General features: G+C 60.8%; 11 protein-coding genes. 1 reads left to right on the forward strand and 10 read right to left on the reverse strand.

The window, feature by feature from the left end; translation table 11 throughout:
* Window positions 1-494 precede the first annotated feature (494 nt).
* Window positions 495-1574 carry a threonine-phosphate decarboxylase CobD gene (cobD, locus tag FQK12_RS23730; protein WP_014226650.1) on the reverse strand — a complete coding sequence of 360 codons (1080 nt, stop codon included), beginning with the start codon at window positions 1572-1574 and terminating at the stop codon, window positions 495-497.
* A gap of 17 nt (window positions 1575-1591) precedes the next feature.
* Complete coding sequence (gene amiC, locus FQK12_RS23735) at window positions 1592-2845, reverse strand: N-acetylmuramoyl-L-alanine amidase AmiC (protein WP_014226651.1); 1254 nt, start codon at window positions 2843-2845, stop codon at window positions 1592-1594.
* A gap of 227 nt (window positions 2846-3072) precedes the next feature.
* Here amiC and argA point away from each other — a divergent pair, with 227 nt between their 5' ends.
* Window positions 3073-4404, forward strand: coding sequence for an amino-acid N-acetyltransferase (gene argA, locus FQK12_RS23740; protein WP_004853841.1), 1332 nt, complete (start codon window positions 3073-3075; stop codon window positions 4402-4404).
* Window positions 4405-4445: 41 nt separating this feature from the next.
* Here the strand turns inward: argA and recD are convergent, their stop codons facing one another.
* The 8 genes from recD to FQK12_RS23780 form a co-directional block, all read right to left on the reverse strand.
* Window positions 4446-6281 (reverse strand): exodeoxyribonuclease V subunit alpha, encoded by a 1836-nt coding sequence (gene recD / locus FQK12_RS23745; RefSeq protein ID WP_014226652.1) that lies wholly within the window; start codon window positions 6279-6281, stop codon window positions 4446-4448.
* Entirely contained in the window at window positions 6278-9823 is a 3546-nt protein-coding gene (gene recB, locus FQK12_RS23750) for an exodeoxyribonuclease V subunit beta (protein ID WP_014226653.1), read from the reverse strand. Before recB ends, recD begins: the two co-directional genes overlap by 4 nt.
* Window positions 9820-12705: a pitrilysin gene (ptrA, locus tag FQK12_RS23755; protein ID WP_014226654.1), complete on the reverse strand. Its 2886-nt coding sequence runs from the start codon at window positions 12703-12705 to the stop codon at window positions 9820-9822. Before ptrA ends, recB begins: the two co-directional genes overlap by 4 nt.
* 127 nt (window positions 12706-12832) lie before the next feature.
* Window positions 12833-16207, reverse strand: a complete 3375-nt coding sequence (recC, locus tag FQK12_RS23760) for an exodeoxyribonuclease V subunit gamma (protein ID WP_014226655.1) — start codon at window positions 16205-16207, stop codon at window positions 12833-12835.
* 12 nt (window positions 16208-16219) lie between these two features.
* The gene (locus FQK12_RS23765) at window positions 16220-16543 is read right to left on the reverse strand and encodes a prepilin-type N-terminal cleavage/methylation domain-containing protein (protein ID WP_014226656.1); all 324 of its coding nucleotides are present in this window, start codon (window positions 16541-16543) and stop codon (window positions 16220-16222) included.
* A complete protein-coding gene (locus tag FQK12_RS23770) occupies window positions 16528-16941 on the reverse strand; it encodes a DUF2509 family protein (RefSeq protein ID WP_014226657.1) in 414 nt (137 codons plus the stop codon). Before FQK12_RS23770 ends, FQK12_RS23765 begins: the two co-directional genes overlap by 16 nt.
* Window positions 16938-17501: a prepilin peptidase-dependent protein gene (locus FQK12_RS23775; protein ID WP_014226658.1), complete on the reverse strand. Its 564-nt coding sequence runs from the start codon at window positions 17499-17501 to the stop codon at window positions 16938-16940. The genes FQK12_RS23770 and FQK12_RS23775 overlap by 4 nt, the downstream gene beginning before the upstream one ends.
* Window positions 17492-17959 carry a prepilin peptidase-dependent protein gene (locus FQK12_RS23780; RefSeq protein WP_004853857.1) on the reverse strand — a complete coding sequence of 156 codons (468 nt, stop codon included), beginning with the start codon at window positions 17957-17959 and terminating at the stop codon, window positions 17492-17494. Before FQK12_RS23780 ends, FQK12_RS23775 begins: the two co-directional genes overlap by 10 nt.
* Between the last annotated feature and the right edge of the window lie 158 nt (window positions 17960-18117).

Raw genomic sequence — 18117 nt, forward strand, 5'->3', positions numbered from 1 at the left:
ACCTCATGCTGTGCACCTTCCCCGGAGGCGGCGCTGCGCGCCTGTCCGGGCTACCGGACCGCAGACGGCTGTAACCCCGTAGCCCGGCTAAGCGTAGCGCGAGCCGGGAAGAAGACCGCAACAAAACCTCATGCTGTGCACCTTCCCCGGAGGCGGCGCTGCGCGCCTGTCCGGGCTACCGGCCCGCAGACGGCTATGAACCCGTAGCCCGGCTAAGCGCAGCGCGAGCCGGGGAGAAGACCGCAACAAAACCTCATGCTGTGCACCTTCCCCGGAGGCGGCGCTGCGCGCCTGTCCGGGCTACCGGCCCGCAGACGGCTATGAACCCGTAGCCCGGCTAAGCGTAGCGCGAGCCGGGAAGAAGACCGCAACAAAACCTCATGCTGTGCACCTTCCCCGGAGGCGGGCTACCGGCCCGCAGACGGCTGTAAACCCGTAGCCCGGTCAGCGCAGCGCCACCGGGAGAACCGCAGAAGAACAATGGCGGCAGACATCTACTCGTTAAATATCCGCCTGAAGGCCGCCAGCAGCCGGGTATTTTCCTGCTGGCTGCGGATCGCGACGCGGAAGTAGCGCCCGTCGAGCCCCGGGTAGTTGGCGCAGCTGCGGATCAGGATGTGCTGTTGCAGCATCCCGTATTGCAGATCCAGATCCGCCACGTCGCAGCGCAGAAACAGATAGTTTGCCCGCCCGGGATAGACCGTCAGGCCGGGAATATGGCGCAGCTGATGGTAAAAGCGCTGCCCCTCCTCCGCCAGCCACTGCCAGGTTTGCTGCTGGTAGGCGCTATCCTGGAGAATGATCTCCCCCGCCAGGGCGGCAAACGCGTTTATCGACCACGGCATCTGGCGCTCGCGCATTCTCGCCACCGCCCGCGCATCGCCATTGACCAGATACCCCAGACGCAGGCCGGGAATGGCATAAAACTTGGTCAGCGAACGCAGCACCCACACGTGCGGGTTGTGGCCCAGCAGCGGAATAAATCCCGGCTCGTCGGGGATAAAATCGATAAACGCTTCATCGAGAATCAGGGCAATGCCCAGCGACCGACAGCGTTCAGCAATCATCTCCAGCAGACGGCGCTCGGGCAGCAGGCCGGTAGGATTGTTCGGCGTGCAGAGAAATAAGCAGTCCAGATCCGGCGTCAGGGCGTCAAGAATCGCCCCGGTGAGCTGCCAGCCATCCGCCTCGCGCAGCAGAAATTCCCGCACCGCGCAGTCCACCGACTGCAGCGCCCGGCGGTATTCGGCAAAGCCCGGGGTGACGATCATCGCCTGGCGCGGCTTCAGCCCCTGAACCAGCGTAAAGATCGCTTCGGTTTCGCCGTTTCCGGCGAGGATCCACGAGGCGGGGATCTGATGGTGTTCCGCCAGCGCAAGGTGCAGCTGCTGATACTCAACGTCAGGGTAGCGTTCGGCGCAGGCCATATTGTCGAGGATGGCGCGCTTTAAACTTTCCGGCATCCCCAGCGGATTAATATTGGCGCTAAAATCCAGCAGCTGCGCCGCAGAGATGCCCATAAGCGCGGCGGCCTCGCGGATATTACCGCCGTGCGCGCTCTTTAATAGAGCCATTTCACTTTCCTGTTGCGTTACCCTCGCCTTGCCAGCGTCGCGCCGTCGGCGAAGTAGGCTTTAATCCCTGCCAGAATCGACTCTGCAACTTCCTGCTGGAATTTCGCCGTTTTCAATTTACGCTCTTCTTCGACGTTACTGATAAACGCGGTTTCCACCAGAATCGATGGAATATCCGGCGCCTTCAGCACCGCGAAGCCCGCCTGCTCAACCCGGTTCTTGTGCAGGTTATTAATGTTGCCCATCTTTTCCAGCACCGCCTTGCCGAACTTCAGGCTGTCGGCGATCGTCAGCGACTGCACCATGTCGAACATCGTGTGGTCGACGTAGCGATCGCCGCTTTTGCTGACGCCGCCGATCAGGTCCGAGGCGTTCTGGGTCTGCGCCAGATATTTAGCCGCGGTACTGGTGGCCCCTTTGGTTGACAGGGCAAACACCGACGATCCGCTGGGCTGGCGGCTGGTAAACGCGTCGGCGTGAATAGAGACAAACAGGTCGGCGCGCTGCTTCTGCGCTTTGGCGACGCGGACCTTCAGCGGGATAAAGACATCCTCGTTGCGGGTCATATAGACCTTCATATTGCCCTCTTTCTCGATCAGCGCGCGCAGCCGCCGGGCAATCTGCAGCACCACGTCTTTCTCGCGGGTGCGGTATTTTCCCACCGCGCCGGAGTCTTCGCCGCCGTGGCCGGGATCGAGCATGATAACGATAGGCCGATCGCGCCCGGCTTTACCCGGTTTAGGCCCGCTCTCCGCAGGCGGAACCTGCCGCTGCAGATCGCCTTTGTTGTAATCTTCGAGCAGCGCCAGCAGCGGATCCTGCACGTCGGTGGCGTTAGCGGGATAGAGGTCCATGACCAGTCGCTCTTTAAACCCGGCGACCGGAGCCAGCGCAAACAGCTGCGGTTTCACGTTCTGTTTCAGCTCAAACACCATGCGCACGGTTTGCGGATCGAACTGCCCCACGCGAGCGGATTGAATATAGGGATCGTCACCGCGAATCTGACTCCCCATACCTTTCAGTACGGAGTTGAGATTAACCCCTTCCAGATCCACCACCACACGTTCAGGATTGCTGAGCGCAAACTGCCGATATTTCAGGATATGGTTGGACTCCACGGTGACGCGCGTGTAGGTCGATGATGGCCAGACGCGTACGGCAACCACCTGCGCCGCGGCTGCCAACCCAACCGGACTCACACTCATTAACCACATGGCGCCCGCCCCCTGTAAAAATCGGCGGCGGCTTAATCCTGACTTGTATCCCGACATGCCACTCCCAAGCAGTAAGAAATCATTCGTATTTAAAACAAACAGATTGACCGGAAACTTTAACGAAAGGCGCATAACCTGTCATCTATAAAAGGGTAAACAATCTTTGACACCCTGATTTGGCTCACACTGTTTTCCCGGCTCAGCCAAAAATTGGGGCTTGCGTTTGCCGGCGAAACAGAATAAAAATACAGTAATTACGAATAATCATGCATTGAGGTTGTGTCATGGTGAAGGAACGTCGCACCGAACTGGTAGAGGGATTCCGCCATTCTGTCCCCTATATTAATGCCCATCGGGGTAAAACGTTTGTCATCATGCTGGGCGGGGAAGCCATCGAGCATGATAATTTCTCTAGTATAGTCAATGACATTGGCCTGCTTCACAGCCTGGGGATTCGTCTGGTGGTGGTCTATGGCGCCCGCCCGCAGATCGATGCCAACCTGGCGGAGCATCGTCACGAGCCGGTTTATCATAAACAAACCCGAGTGACTGACGCCAAAACGCTCGAGCTGGTTAAGCAGGCGGCGGGCATGCTGCAGCTGGAAATTACCGCTCGCCTGTCGATGAGCCTCAACAACACGCCGCTGCAGGGCGCCCATATCAACGTGGTCAGCGGCAACTTCATTATCGCGCAGCCGTTAGGCGTGGATGACGGCGTAGACTACTGCCACAGCGGGCGCATCCGGCGCATCGATGAAGAAGCCATTCACCGCCAGCTGGATAACGGCGCGATTGTGCTGATGGGCCCGGTTGCGGTGTCGGTCACCGGCGAAAGTTTTAACCTGACCTCCGAAGAGATTGCGACCCAGCTGGCGATTAAGCTGAAAGCCGAAAAGATGATCGGCTTCTGCTCATCGCAGGGGGTTCACAATCAGGATGGCGAGATCGTCCCTGAGCTGTTCCCCAACGAAGCCCAGGCGCGGGTGGAAGAGATGGAAGCGGACGAAGACTACAGCTCCGGCACCGTGCGCTTTCTGCGCGGCGCGGTAAAAGCCTGCCGCAGCGGCGTGCGCCGCTGCCACCTGATCAGCTATCAGGAAAACGGTACCCTGCTGCAGGAGCTGTTCTCACGCGACGGTATCGGTACCCAGATAGTGATGGAGAGCGCCGAGCAGATCCGCCGCGCCACCATTAACGATATCGGCGGCATCCTCGAGCTGATTAGCCCGCTGGAGCAGCAGGGCATTCTGGTCAGGCGTTCGCGCGAACAGCTGGAGATGGAAATCGATAAATTCACCATTATTCAGCGCGACAACACCACCATCGCCTGCGCCGCGCTCTATCCTTTCCCGGAAGAGAAGATCGGCGAAATGGCCTGCGTGGCGGTACATCCGGATTACCGCAGCTCATCGCGCGGTGAAGTGCTGCTCGAACGCATTGCCGCGCAGGCGAAGCAAATGGGCCTCAGCAAGCTGTTTGTTCTTACGACCCGCAGCATTCACTGGTTCCAGGAGCGCGGATTTACGCCGGTCGACGTCGACCTGCTGCCGGAGAGCAAAAAAGAGATGTACAACTATCAGCGCCGCTCCAAGGTGCTGATGGCAGACCTGGCCTGATCCCTTCTCCCCGGAAAGCGCGCGGCCGACCGGGGAAAACCTCACTGGGCGGAAAAGATATCCGTCAGGCCGCTGCGTCGTTCGGTACGCGCAGCCACCGCCTGAGTCAGCACCTGCTCATCGGCATAGATCGACAGCTGCCGTTTCGCACGCGTAATGGCGGTATAAACCAGCTCGCGGGTTACCAGCGGCACGCTGCGCGAAGGCAGGATCAGCGCCGCGTGATCGAACTCCGACCCCTGCGATTTATGCACCGTCATCGCCCAGGCGGTATCGTGCTCCGGCAGACGACTTGGCTGTACCGACTTGATGCTGCCGTCGGGCATCGAGAACCAGACGCGCAGGCCATCGCCTCTTTCCAGCGCGATGCCGATATCGCCGTTAAACAGCCCCAGCGCGCTGTCGTTGCGGGATATCATCACCGGCCGTCCTTCATACCAGCGCGAATGCCGCGGTAACGCGATCGCCCGCTTGCGGTTCAGCATCTGCTCCAGCTGTTCGTTCACGCCGCTGACCCCATACGGACCCTCGCGCAGCGCGCACAGCAGCTGGAATTCGCCAAAGGCGGCGATCATCTCTTCGGGCTCAGCCCGCGCGCGCAGCAGCTGCAGGAAGCGGCCGTAGCCCGCCTGCGCCTGATTCAGCATCGCTTCATACTCTTCGGTGGCGCTCAGCGGATACAGGGCGATATCGTCGAACGACTGACGCAGCGTTGCGCGTACCGCGCTGCGCTCGCCGCTGTTCACCGCCCACGCCAGATGGCCGATCCCGGAATGGCGACCAAAACGGTAGCTTTTTTGCAGCAGGCACAGGCTGTCGCGCAGCGCACCGGCAACGTTGCCCTCGCCCGCCGGCACCGGCTGGCCGGTCAACCGGGCGAGCTGTGCCGCCCGCGCCGGGGTATAGCCTGCATTAACCCAGGCGCAAATATCCCCCAGCACCGCTCCGGCCTCTACCGACGCCAGCTGATCGCGGTCGCCAAGGAAAATCACCCTTCCGTGCTCAGGCAGCGCGTCGATCAGGCGCGACATCATCGGCAGGTCAATCATAGAGGCTTCATCCACCACCAGCACGTCAAGATGCAGCGGGTTGCCGGCGTGATAGCGCATCCGCTGGCTGCCGGGCTGCGCGCCCAGCAGGCGATGGAGGGTGCTGGCTTCGGTGGGCACCAGCGCCTTTTGTTGGTCGCTGAGAGGGAGGCAGCGCAGCGCAGCGCCGAGGGACTCGGTCAGGCGCGCCGCGGCTTTACCGGTCGGCGCCGCCAGGCGAATCCGGCAGCGCGGGCTGGAGAATGTCTGGATCAGCGCGGCCAGCAGTTTAGCGACGGTCGTGGTTTTACCGGTACCCGGACCGCCGGAAATCACCGAAATCCGTCGGGTCAGGGCGACCGCAGCCGCCACTTTTTGCCAGTCCGTTTCCTCAGCGGGCGGAAACAGCGCATCGAGCGTCGAAGCCAGCCGGGCTTCATCCACCTCCAGCACCTGATTGGCCTCATTGAAAAAGCGCGCGACGGTTAATTCGTTGCGCCACATGCGGTTGAGGTAAAGCCGTTCGCCGCAGAGGATCATCGGCGTCGGGCGCTCACCGCCGCTGACCGCCTCAGCATCGTTAAGCAGCGGCAGCCAGCCGTCCGGGGCGCCGGTCAGCTCAAGGATCTGCTCACTCAGGCCTGCCGCTTTTGCGCTCAGCAGCTCATCCTCGGCGAGACGCGAAATCGGCAGGCAGACGTGGCCTTCACCGGCATCGCGGCTGAGAATGGCGGCGGTGAGCTTCACCGCCGGATGCGCCTCCTGCGCCACCATGAGCGCAAACTGGACGTCCAGCGGGCGCAGCAGGCGCTGTTCAACCGCCTGCAGTAACAGTTCATCCATGGTCATAGCACAACCTCCTGGGTTTCCCCGGCAAACAGCGCATCGAGGCCGTTAATCAGCGGCAGCGCCGGCCGGGTGGTGAAGATACCCTGCCCGCCGTCCTGCCCGTCCATGCCGCGTAAAAAGAGATAAATAACGCCGCCGAAGTGGCGTTCGTAATCATAATCGGCAATGCGGTGGCGTAAATATCGGTGCAGCGCCAGGCTATAGAGCTGGTACTGCAAATCGTAACGGTGCGAACGCATTGCCTGCCGCATCGCGTCCTGGGTATAAGCCTCGCGATTTTCCCCCAGCCAGTTGGATTTGTAATCCAGCAGGTAATAGCGGCCGTTGTGGCGAAACACCAGGTCGATAAAGCCTTTCAGCATCCCACGCACCTGGCGGAAATCGAGCGTTGGGGTATCCACGGAGAGCGGATCGTACTGACGAATCAGCGCATCCAGACGCAGGGGATCCAGCGGCTGTTCGATGGGCAGATAAAACGCCATCTCCACCTGTTTATCGCCTTCGCTCAGCTGATTAAGGGCAATCCCCGCGCCGGGCAGAGGGGTACGCAGCACGCCGTCGAGCCATGCGGTCAGTACCGGGGTCCACTTTTCCTCGAAGCCGCTCAGCTGGAGCCTGGCCGCCATCCAGTCGGCGGGAACCGGCTGGGTAAAATCGAGATCTTCGAACAAACTGTGCAGAAACGTCCCCGGCGACGCGCCGCGCGGGAACTGGTGCGGAGTAAGCTGCGGCTCTTCCGCAACCTCACCGACGCCGGCGGCATCGACATCCAGACGCGGCAGAAGATCCTGCGCCGCGCTGTGTCCATTCTGCTGCAGGCCGGAGTAGCTGGTGACCCGCCAGTCATCGGTCACCGAACGCGCGAGCAAACGGGCTGAAAGCGGCGGTAGCGCCGCCTGCGGAGCCTGCCACGGCGTTGGCGCAGCCGTATCCGGGAGCTGCAGGGCGATCTCCCCGCTGCAGAACGCCTGCAGACGGGCCATCAGCCCTGCGGCATCCATCGCTTCCCCGCCCTGCAGCAGGCGGCCCAGCGCGCTGTGGTGAAAATCGCTGGCGCCGGGCTTGTCGCTGCGCCGGGTGCTGAGCGGCGCAACGCCAAGGCTGCAGTGCCAGACCGCACGGGTCAGCGCGACGTAAAGCAGGCGCAGATCTTCGGCCAGGCGTTCGGCCTCCGCCAGCTCCATGCTGCCCTCCGCCTGCCCCAGGTCGAGAACGGCGGCAAAGGAGGTTCTGTCGTGATAAAACGCCTGATCCTGTTTACGGAAACGCGCAATAAACGGCAGCCAGACCAGCGGATACTCCAGCCCTTTCGATTTATGGATGGTGACGATCTGCACCAGGTGCTTATCGCTCTCCAGGCGCATCTGCTGGCTGGAGGCGTTGCTATCCGGCTCGGCGATATGCTGCGCCAGCCAGCGCACCAGCGCATGTTCGCTCTCCAGCTGGTTCGCCGCCTCCTGTAGCAGCTCGCTGATATGCAGGATATCGGTCAGGCGCCGCTCGCCGCCGCTGGTCGCCAGCAGGTTTTCGGCAATACGCCGCGCGGTCATCAGCGCCCGCAGCATCGGCATCACGCCGCGCTGCCGCCAGACTTGCCGGTAGCCGCTAAACTCTTCTACCAGCTCATCCCAGGCCCGTTCGCTCTGGTTGAGGTTTTCAATGTCCTGCGCGTTGAGGCCGAACATTGCGGTCGCCAGCGCGCTGCGCAGGGTATTTTCCCGCTCGGGGGCCAGCACCGCCTGCAGCACCCACAGCAGCTCCTGCGCCTCGGGGGTTTCAAACACGCTATCGCGATTGGAGAGATAAACGGAGGGAATCGACAGCAGCTGAAGGGCATCGCGAATTAACGACGCCTCCTGACGATTGCGCACCAGCACCGTGATGTCCGAAGCCCGCACGGGTTCAGCTTTTTCACCGCGCCACAGCAGCGCCTTGCCCTGCTGGCCCGCGCTGAGCCAGTCGCGAATTTGTGCCGCGCACAGCTGGGCCATAAACGCCTGGTAATCCCCCGCCCCGACGGCCTCGCCCGACATCAGCCAGATATTCATCGCCGGTACCGCAGCATCATCGACGGTAAAGCGCAGCCCCTGGTTTTTATCGGCCGACTTCACCGGCATAAACGGGATTTCGCGGAACATAAAGGGGTTATCGCTGAGGCTAAACAGGCGATTGACGCTATCAACCATCCCCGGCGCGGAGCGCCAGTTGGTATCGAGCGTATAGTGGGCGGTGACGTCCCCACGCGCTTTCATGTAGGTAAAGATATCCGCGCCGCGGAAGGCGTAAATGGCCTGCTTGGGATCACCAATCAGCAGCAGCGCGGTGTCTGCCTGGCGCCGCCAGATGCGGCGAAAGATTCGGTACTGCTGGGGGTCGGTATCCTGAAATTCGTCGATCATCGCTACCGGAAAGCGCTGGCGAATCGCGCTGGCCAGCGCTTCGCCGCTCTCCCCGCGCAGGGCGTCATCCAGGCGGCTAAGCATATCGTCAAAGCCCAGCTCGCCGCGGCGGCGTTTCTCCCGCGCGACCGCTTCGCGGATTTCAACCATCGCCCTGGCAATCACCAGGTCGGTCAAGGTTAACGGTGTCGCCAGCAGCGCTTCTACCGCGCTGAACAGCGGGTGTACCGGCGGCGCGCCGTCTGCTTTGGTGCGCTCAAGCAAGAAGGCCTGGGAGAACTTCTCCAGCGCATCCGGAAGCTGGTAGCTCAGGGTCTCTTCCTGGGCCCAGGCGGTCACTTTCTCCAGCCATTTCCCCTGATTGCCGCGATTAAACTTGCGCCGGTCGAGGCCCGAGTTTTCCAGCACCGCCTCAACCTCGCCCACCTGTGCCAGCCACTGCTGCTTCAGCGCGTTGATGCGTTCGATAATTTGCTGATGGCGTTCGGCCAGCGTTTCGTCAGCCGGCGGCGGCGATTTGAGCTGCGGCGCCTCTCCCTGTAGCCAGCGGTCGATGGATTTCAGCAGATCGCGCGGCCCTTTCCACGCTTCGTGGATAACCGCCGCGATGTCACGCGGCAGTGGGTAACAGTGGCGACGCCAGAAGTCGGCGCAGGCCTGATAGCGCAGGCGGGATTCATCTTCAATCAGCTGCTGTTCGAACAGCATGCCGGATTCAAAGGCGTTAAGGCTCAGCATCCGCTGGCAGAAGCCGTGAATGGTAAATACCGCCGCTTCGTCCATCTGCCGTTCGGCCAGCAGCAGCGTTTGCGCCGCCTGGGTTTTATCGGCGATTTCCGCCAGCAGCCCGGCGTAAAGAGGATTGTCGGTACTTTCGCGCAGGCAGGCGATACGCAGCTCGTGGATATTGCTGCGAATACGCCCGCGCAGCTCTTCGGTCGCCGCTTCGGTAAAGGTCACTACCAGCAGCTCTTCCACGCTGACCTGGCGGGGAAAGGCGGATTCCCCGCCCAGCCCCAGCAGCAGCCGCAGATAGAGGGCGGCAATGGTAAAGGTTTTTCCTGTGCCCGCAGAGGCTTCTATCAGGCGCTCGCCCGTCAGGGGCAAGCGCAGTGGGTCAAGAGACTCGGCGGTGTCGGTCATTCATTCTCTCGCATCAGGGGTAAGGATTTCTGCAATGCGCTGACGTTCTCCCAGACTTTGCCATCCTGCGGATGCGCGTATTCCGCCTTGCCATTCTGGCTACCGGAAACCTGGGAGAGAATTGCCATGCCCTGCGGATCCACCACCGTCTGATGGAAGAAGTCGGCAAGCTTTTGCGGCGTCAGCAGTTTAATCTGAGCCACTACTTTATCACGTGAATCGAAGCGCATATTACCGCGATCGAAATCTTTGCTCAGCTTCGACGCTTCATCGCCCAGCGTTTGCGGCGCTTCCAGCATTTGACCGATCACCGCCTGCTGAATCTGCGCAAACTCTTCCGGCTTCATTGCCCGCAGTTTGGCTTCCGCCGTGGGGAAGAAGGCCTGGAAACGCTGCCAGAGGTAAGCCGGCTGCTTATCGCTGCTTTGCAGCAGGAAGCCCATCCCCCACTGGCGGCCAACGTTCATCGAGAAGGCGAAGACCGCGTAGCCCAGCTGCTCTTCCGTACGTAGCTGGTTATAGAACCACGGCTGTACGATTTGCCCGAGGAGCGAGCTGGCGGCAGAACTGGCGTATTCGTCCACGTTCGGCGGCGCGAAGACGGCGGCCAGCGCGGAATCGGTACTGTTGCCCGCTTTTTCAAAAATCGCCAGCTGTTTACGATCGACCAGAACGTCTTTGTTACGGCACCACTCGTTGCCGTCGGCGCCCAGCTGTTTTTGAATCTGCCGCGCCATGGCGGTGGATTGATCGGCGGTAAGATTACCGATGACCATCAGCTCCGGTCGCCCTTTCGCCTTGAGATTATCGCGGTATTCCAGCACCTCTTTCAGGGTGATCGATGGCAGCAGCGCCCGACGCTCTTCGCGCTGGAAGTACGGCACCTGAGAAACCATCTGAATCGGCATGATCGCCTGATCGTAGGCTTTGCCTTTATCCGCCGAATCCATCATCTGGGCATACCAGGATTTAGCCTGCTCCAGCTGCTCTTCGGTTGGCGTATAGCTGAAGTAACCGTCGAGCAGGGCGTTAAACAGCTCAGGCAGATGCTGCGTATAGCCGTTGGCGTTAACCATCAGGCCGTTATTCGCGCCGGTAGAGAAGCTGATCCCCCCGACCGCCGCCTGGTTGCTGAGCTGGTCGAGCGCAATGCCCGCCAGATAATCATTGAGCGCAAACATCACCTGCCGGCGGGCGCTGTCCATTGCCTGCGGGTTACGCAGAACCAGCGAAATATCCGCTTTCGGTTCGCTGGCGAAGTACTGGCTCGGCGCGTAAATCACCCGCAGCGTCGGTTCATCTACAATCAGCTGCGGATGCGGGTAAGCCTTGTCGCTTTTGATTAAGCTGAAATCATCCGGAATAAAGGGGTTCAGCACCGGCAGCTTGAGGTCGATGGCGCTGGACTTCTGCTGCCAGTCGGCAAAGGTCTGCTCGCTGATCTTATCCACCTGATAGGGCGCATTGACGAAGTAGGCGGTCTTGTTATGCGGCTCTTTCGGGCTGATGTACCAGATGCGGGCGTTTTGCGGCGTCATCATCGCCAGGCGGTCTTCGATCGCCTGCGGATCGTAGCGATCGGCAATGTTGACAACGTCCAGCGTATGCTCGACCGGCACGCGGATCATGGTGTCCGCCAGCCATTCGACGTAATCCATATTGCGGTTGATGGACGGGTAGCGGAAGTCGAGCGCCAGCACGTGGGCCAGCTCATCAAAATAGCGCTTATCGATTCCCTGGCTGCGCAGCAGATTGAGGTAGCTGAAGATGGCCGCGGTAACTTCATCGCGGTGCGCCAGACCTTTGTCCGTCAGGGTCGCGGATATAGCCAGCACCCCGCTGTTGCCGTTCACCACCGGGTCGGAGTCCGCGCGAATCCCTTCAACCAGCCCCTGCTTTTGCAGCCAGTCTGAGAGCGTGCCGGGACTGCGATTACCGATCATATAGGTCACCAGCTCGTCGGTTTTGCTGCGGAACTTGTCGCTATTGTTATCAATGCGGAACTCCACGCGCAGCACTTTACGCGGCATCGCCGGAACGTAGTGAATGATGATGCCCTTTTGCGCATCGGTCACCACCGGGACGTTAATCTCCGGTTTGCTGATATCGTGGTTCGGCACGCGACCGTAGGTGGCCGCCGCGATGCTCGCCAGCTCCGGCAGCGGCTTGTTGCTGTAGATCACCGCTTTCATCAGGTTGGCGGAATACCAGCTATCGCGAAAGGCGTGCAGGGCATCAAGCACCGGTTTACCGGGCTTGTCGCTCAGCGTTTCAAGGTTACCGCCGGAAAACTGCGAGCCGGGGTGCGCCGGGTTAATGGTTTCCGCGCTAACCTGCGCCATTCGCATCCCGTCCCGGGTACGCGCCATCGTGAGCTCGGCGTTAACCGCATTACGCTCGCGGTCGGCATATTTTTTATCCAGCAGCGGCGCGGCGATGGCGTCGGCCAGGCGATCGACCGCGCCGTCCAGGGCATCGTTTTCCACTTCAAGATAGAAGGCGGTGCGGTACGGCGCGGTGCTGGCGTTGTGGCTGCCGCCGTGCATTTTGAGATACTCGGCGAGGCTGTCAGGCTGGGGATACTTTTTCGAGCCCATCAGCGTCATATGCTCCAGGAAGTGGGCCAGCCCCTGATGCTCGGCGGGATCCTGCAGCGATCCCACGGGAACGACCAGCGCCGACAGCGATTTTACCGCCTGGGGATCGGAAACCAGCAGCACTACCATGCCGTTATCGAGGCGGATCGCCTGATATTGACGGGTATCTTTTTCGCTTTTACGGATGGTTTCCTGGATCGGTTGCCATCCGGTGTCTGCCTGACTTAACGGCGCCCAAAGGGCGGCCAGTAAAACAATAACCTTGAACCATAAACTGCGGGGCATTCACGGACCTCATCATTAACAAACCTGGCGCTGCATAATTGGCAGCCTTTATAAACATCAGTCCGTGATTCGTTGCGCATCATAAATGAACTGCCATCCAGTGCGCAATTTTTATACTATTACAATGTTATTCGGACTGATGGAAACGAAACACCGGTAGCAAATAACGCTGCGTTTGCGTCAGGATCTCTTCATAGTATTCCGCTTCCAGCGTGCGCCACAGGCGCTGATACCAGACGTCGGCACCTTCGCCGCTGACCACCATGTTCCCTTCATAAGCCTGAAGAAATTTACTGCGCGCTTTTTGCTGCGTCTCTTCGTCCATTAACATGACATCCTTTTCGGCGTCATAACAGACTTTTAGCCATGCGCCGCCGCTTTCCGGCAGCAGCAGCAGCGGTTTGGACATTCCCTGCAGGTAACCGTCAACCAGATCGTTGAGGTAGACCTGGGCCTGCTCCTGCGCCAGCGGTGGAAAACGCCACTCGCCCTCTTTGCGCACAAACAGCCGACTTTCGCCGGTACCGCCACTAGCACAATAGACAAGATGCTCCAGCCAAAGTTGCATCCCCTGCGCCACGCTTAATAGCGAAGGCCGCCAGCGCAGCAAACCGTCGGATTGTACCTGCTGCAGCCAGCCGGTGATGTTGACTCCGTTGCATTGCAGATCGATTTCCATGCTCTGCCCCGGCTGGCGGCAGGCGATCACCCGTTCGGCCAGATTTTGCATCTCCTGACGCTGGGTCTCCCAGGCCAGTTCGCCGAACGCGCCATAGGGTAGCTCCCCGGCGGCACGGAAGCGGCGATACATTGCCGAGGCGTCCTGCTGCTCAATCAGCGTATTGAGCAGCTGCTGGTTCAGCTGATAGCGGCTCAGCCCTTCGAGGGTAAAAGGTTCATCGTCGGGGATCTCGCTCTCCTCCGAGCGGAAATTCACCCGCAGCCGCTGCTGAAAGAACGCGCGAACAGGATGCTGCCAGAAGCGCAGCAGCTGTTCGAACGGTAAGTGATCGATGTCCGGTACCGGTAGCGGCTGGATGAACGCGCCGTGCGCTTCCCCCTGCTGGCTGGCGGCCGCCAGCCATTCCCGGGCATAGCTTTGATCTTCATTAGCCAGAAAATTGGCGGCATCGAAAGGCATGCGGGTATGCAGATGCGTGATGTGCTCTTTGACCCGCCGTTCGCTGGCATCGCAGTCCAGCTCTTCGTCCCCTTCCAGACAGTGGCTCTGGCCGATGTAGTCCGCCAGCTCCTGAACCAGAACGGAGGGATAGCGCTCGCTATTGTCCTGAATGGAACGGCCGATATAGCTGATATAGAGCTTCTGCTCGGCCGACATCAGGGCTTCAAGGAACAGATAGCGGTCGTCGTCGCGACGGCTACGGTCTCCGCGCTGCGGCTTCTGGCTCATTAAATCGAAGCCCAGCGGCGCCAGGGTGCGCGGATAAACGCCGTCGTTCATCCCCAGCAGGCAGACCACCTTGAAAGGAATTGAACGCATCGGCATCAGGGTACAAATGTTAACCGGGCCGGCGAGAAAGCGCTGGCTGATGCGCTGCTGATCGAGCCTCTGGGACAGCTCATCGCGCAGCAAAGAGAGCGGTACCGTTTCGCCATACTGCGCGTCGACTCCGCCGTCAATCACCGCCTGCCACTGCTGTTCTATCAGCGCCAGGGCGGCTTCCGTTTCGCTGTCCGGAAGGAAGAAGTCGTTCAGCAGGTCGCGGCATACCGGCAGCCACTCGGCTAATGGGCGATCCTGGGCCAGCCCGCGGCGCCAGAGATTAAGCTGCATCAGCAGCGATGCCAGGTTGCCCACCAGCTCGGCGATAAGCCCGCTCGACTCATCATAAGGCAGCACCGAGCGCCACTCCCCTTCGCTGCTGTCCATGGCGTAGCCCAACAGCATACGCGTCAGGCCAAAGCGCCAGGTATGCTGGCCGGTAGCCGGGAGATCGAGTTCACGCACGTTGTCGTCATCCATTCCCCAGCGTACGCCGGATTCGTTAACCCACTGGCGCAGGTAGCGTAGCCCCTCTTCGTTAATGTTAAAGCGCGCGGCCAGCACCGGCACATCCAGCAGCGCCAGCACGTCTTCGCTGGCAAAGCGGCTGTCGGGCAGCGAAAGCAGGGTGATAAACGCCTGCAGCGCCGGATGCGATTCGCGGGCCCGCCGGTCGGATATCGCCCACGGCAGCCAGCGCTCGCCGCTGGCGCTGCCGAAGACCGCCTGAATATAGGGGCTGTAGCTATCGATATCCGCCACCATGACGATAATATCGCGCGGCGTGAGCTCGGGATTCTCTTCGAGCATCGCCAGCAGCCGGTCGTGCAGCACCTCAACCTCGCGCTGCGGGCTATGGCAGACATGAATCGTCAGGCTGCGGTCGTCCGCCGCCAGCAGCCGCTTGCTGCGGCTGTTGGCAAACTCCTCGGCGCTGCGCCCGGCCACCGCCGCATTACGCAGTTCGAGAATATCCGCCTGAAGATTATGCAACAGGTTATCCGGCGCGATATCGACAAAGGCGTCCAGCTCTTCATAGCGCTCAAGACCCGCCAGCAGGTAGATATAGTCGCGCCCCAGCTTGCCCCAGGAGGCCAGCAGCGGATTGCCGACATCCTGTTCCCCGGCATCGTTGAATAACCCCGGAGCCTGTTGCGTATCGCGAAACAGAGGCAGCTCTCGCGTCGTTTCGCGGTGGTGGCGGCGCTGGCGGGAGAGCAGCTTTGCCAGAAATGCCGGATCTTTAATGTCGCCCCAGTAGTAGCGGCACGGGTTAGTGAAGAGAACATATACATCGACATGCTTACCCAGCGCCTGGAGCGCCTGCAGGTATACCGGCGGCAGCGCCGAAATCCCGCAGATAAACACCCGCGACGGTAGCCCGGCGGGCGGCTGTTCGGCGGCCTCAAGCGCGCTGATAAAGCGTTGGTATAAATTGGCGCGATGCCACAGCGGCTGGCCCAGCTCAGCGGTATATTCCACCAGCGCTTTCCACAGCGGCGCCTGCCACTCCTGCGCGTCTCCAAGCCCGTCAACGCGCTGGTCGGCCTCCCAGCGCATCAGCCACTCGGGGCGATAAACCAGATACTGGTCATAGAGATCCGCCACTCTGGCGGCCAGCTGAAACAGCTTGCGCTTGTCGCTATCGTCGTGCAGATAGTGGCGCAGTAGCGTAAAGGCTTCATCGTTCAGCCGCTGCGGTAGCAGGGTCATGAGTTTCCAGCTCATACTTTGCTTGCTGAACGCGCTTTCTCCGGGAATATCTTTTAACACCCGCACGAACATGTCCCAGATAAAACTGGCGGGTAGCGGGAACTCAATGTTGGCCGCAATCCCGAAGCGCTGCGCCAGCGTCATCTGCAGCCACTGCGCCATCCCGGTACTCTGTACCAGCACCATTTCCGGCATAAAAGGGTCATCCAGCCGCTGGCGCTCGACGATAAACTCCATCAAGGCTTCAAGCACATCCAGACGGTTTGAGTGGTACACCCTTAACATATTCGCTCCTGGCTACTGACTGACCGGGCAGTGCAGCCGGGTCATCTGCGCCCGCCTGGCTGCGGGCATCGTGATCGTTACCGTGATGCTGACACATCTTTGCACCGATGTCTGCATGCGGGATACCTGGCGATTCGCGGGAATCACCGGTGGGCTAAGCTGACTGAATCGCCACGCATCGCGCCACAGCTGACGGTACTGGTTGAGCTGCATAAAGCCGTTGGCCAGCCCACGCTGATAGCCCGCCAGCGCGGTCACGGTTGCGATAAGCAAGACTAAAGCCAGCAGCGTTTCGGGCAGGCTAAACCCTCTCTGCCGCCTCAGGGCATCTGGCATAGGCTTGCCTCCTTTAACGGGCAAAAATCGCTCCAGCCGTGAGGCGAAAAGCGGACGCGGTTTTGTTCGATTACGCCTGACTGCCACAGCAGTATGCCGCCGCCATCGCTGCCGCCAATCAGCAATACCGAGGCGTCGCTAAAGACTCGCAGGCAGGCGCGCCAGCCGAGCGCCGCGTTCTGCTGGCAGCTAACCGTTTCCTGAAGCGGCCAGACGAGCCCCTTTCCCCACTGCAGCGCGGAATGCGCATCAGCGGCATCGCCAAGCGCCCGCGTTTCGCTGGCCGTCTGCGCTAACAGCGAACGCTGCTGCTGGTGCAGCCCCTGGAGTAATAGCGTGCCGAGCGCTAACAGCAGCAGCACCATCAGCAGCGAAGAGAGCCCGCGCTGGCGATTCACAGGTTATATCCCGTTACGCCGTATTCCGCCCGCGCGCGGATTTGCGGGTCGGCGACCGAGTGCGCCGCAAGGGTAATCGATAATTCAGGCGCGAAGCCCGCCCTCTCCAGGCGCGTAACCTGAAACGCGGTGACCTGAATCGCCGCCGGGTTGGTCATTTTCTCCCAGCCTTTGCCACTGCAGGCGCTTGCGCCGCGCAGGGTTTCCAGCGCGCCATCGCGCAGGCGAAACCCGGTGGTATCCGATTCCGATGACGGCGCGCTATTCCAGACGCCATCGCTGTTGCTATCCCAGCTCACCAGCAGGCAATCACCGCCCTCTGCGATATACAGCGCCTGCCCGTAACAGCGGCCGCGGCAGTATCCGGCGCGCTGCAGATGCTTCGCGACGGTGTAGATTCGCTGCCAGAGCTCATTTTCCAGCGACTGCTGCCGGGTCTGGCGAAGCGCGGCCCACTGCAGCGCCGGAAGAAAACGCGCGCTGCCGAGCAGCAGCACGGAGCTGATGGCCATCGCGATCAGCGTTTCCGGCAGGGAAAAGCCGCGCTGTTTTACAGACACGATGCCGTCTCCTCGCCGCGACACAGGCGGATACGCCCCCAATGAGAAACGATAATGTTCCAGCCGCCCGCCGCGCTTTGCAAGCGGATATGCCCGGCCCAGGCAGTATTACGCAGGCCATAAAACCCCAGCCCCGGCGTCATCGCGCTGAGCGAGACCTCCGGCCATAGCGGTTGCAGCGTGAAAGCGTCCCTGAGGCGACAGTCGGCCATCGGCCCGCTGGCGCTCAGGCACCAGCCCTCCGCGCTTTGGCCGACGCTTAATACCCTGTCGCGGTTGTGCCAGTTGGCGTCATCGCGTAGCAGCACCAGGTAGTCGCGGACCTGGCAGGCGGTTTGCCACAGGCGCTGCTGCCGTTGCCAGCTCTGCCAGCCGTACAGCCCGCTGGCGCCGAGAATGACGACCACGACCATGGTGAGCAGGGTTTCAATCAGGGTATAGCCATGTTCTCTGTTCATGGGCCGAGTATGCGGAACATTGAGGCTTTATTCGAACGGTAAAATGCGGGTTTGCGGCGCGCGCCGGAGAGTATTAAAGGCGTTGCAGCGGGTTTCAACAGTGCAGGAAATCTGCTCGCAAAAAAGCGTTCCGTCGGGGGAATAAAGCTGGCCGTCGG

Source organism: Klebsiella sp. ME-303 (assembly GCF_007910085.1).
Classification (GTDB): domain Bacteria; phylum Pseudomonadota; class Gammaproteobacteria; order Enterobacterales; family Enterobacteriaceae; genus Klebsiella; species Klebsiella michiganensis.

What these genes read in the sequence shown, in the direction of transcription:
- cobD (WP_014226650.1), bottom strand. Translation starts at nt 1,574, where the DNA reads ATGGCTCTATTAAAGAGCGCGCACGGCGGTAATATCCGCGAGGCCGCC.
- FQK12_RS23780 (WP_004853857.1), bottom strand. Translation starts at nt 17,959, where the DNA reads ATGAACAGAGAACATGGCTATACCCTGATTGAAACCCTGCTCACCATG.
- argA (WP_004853841.1), top strand. Translation starts at nt 3,073, where the DNA reads ATGGTGAAGGAACGTCGCACCGAACTGGTAGAGGGATTCCGCCATTCT.
- ptrA (WP_014226654.1), bottom strand. Translation starts at nt 12,705, where the DNA reads ATGCCCCGCAGTTTATGGTTCAAGGTTATTGTTTTACTGGCCGCCCTT.
- FQK12_RS23765 (WP_014226656.1), bottom strand. Translation starts at nt 16,543, where the DNA reads ATGCCAGATGCCCTGAGGCGGCAGAGAGGGTTTAGCCTGCCCGAAACG.
- recC (WP_014226655.1), bottom strand. Translation starts at nt 16,207, where the DNA reads ATGTTAAGGGTGTACCACTCAAACCGTCTGGATGTGCTTGAAGCCTTG.
- amiC (WP_014226651.1), bottom strand. Translation starts at nt 2,845, where the DNA reads ATGTCGGGATACAAGTCAGGATTAAGCCGCCGCCGATTTTTACAGGGG.
- recB (WP_014226653.1), bottom strand. Translation starts at nt 9,823, where the DNA reads ATGACCGACACCGCCGAGTCTCTTGACCCACTGCGCTTGCCCCTGACG.
- recD (WP_014226652.1), bottom strand. Translation starts at nt 6,281, where the DNA reads ATGACCATGGATGAACTGTTACTGCAGGCGGTTGAACAGCGCCTGCTG.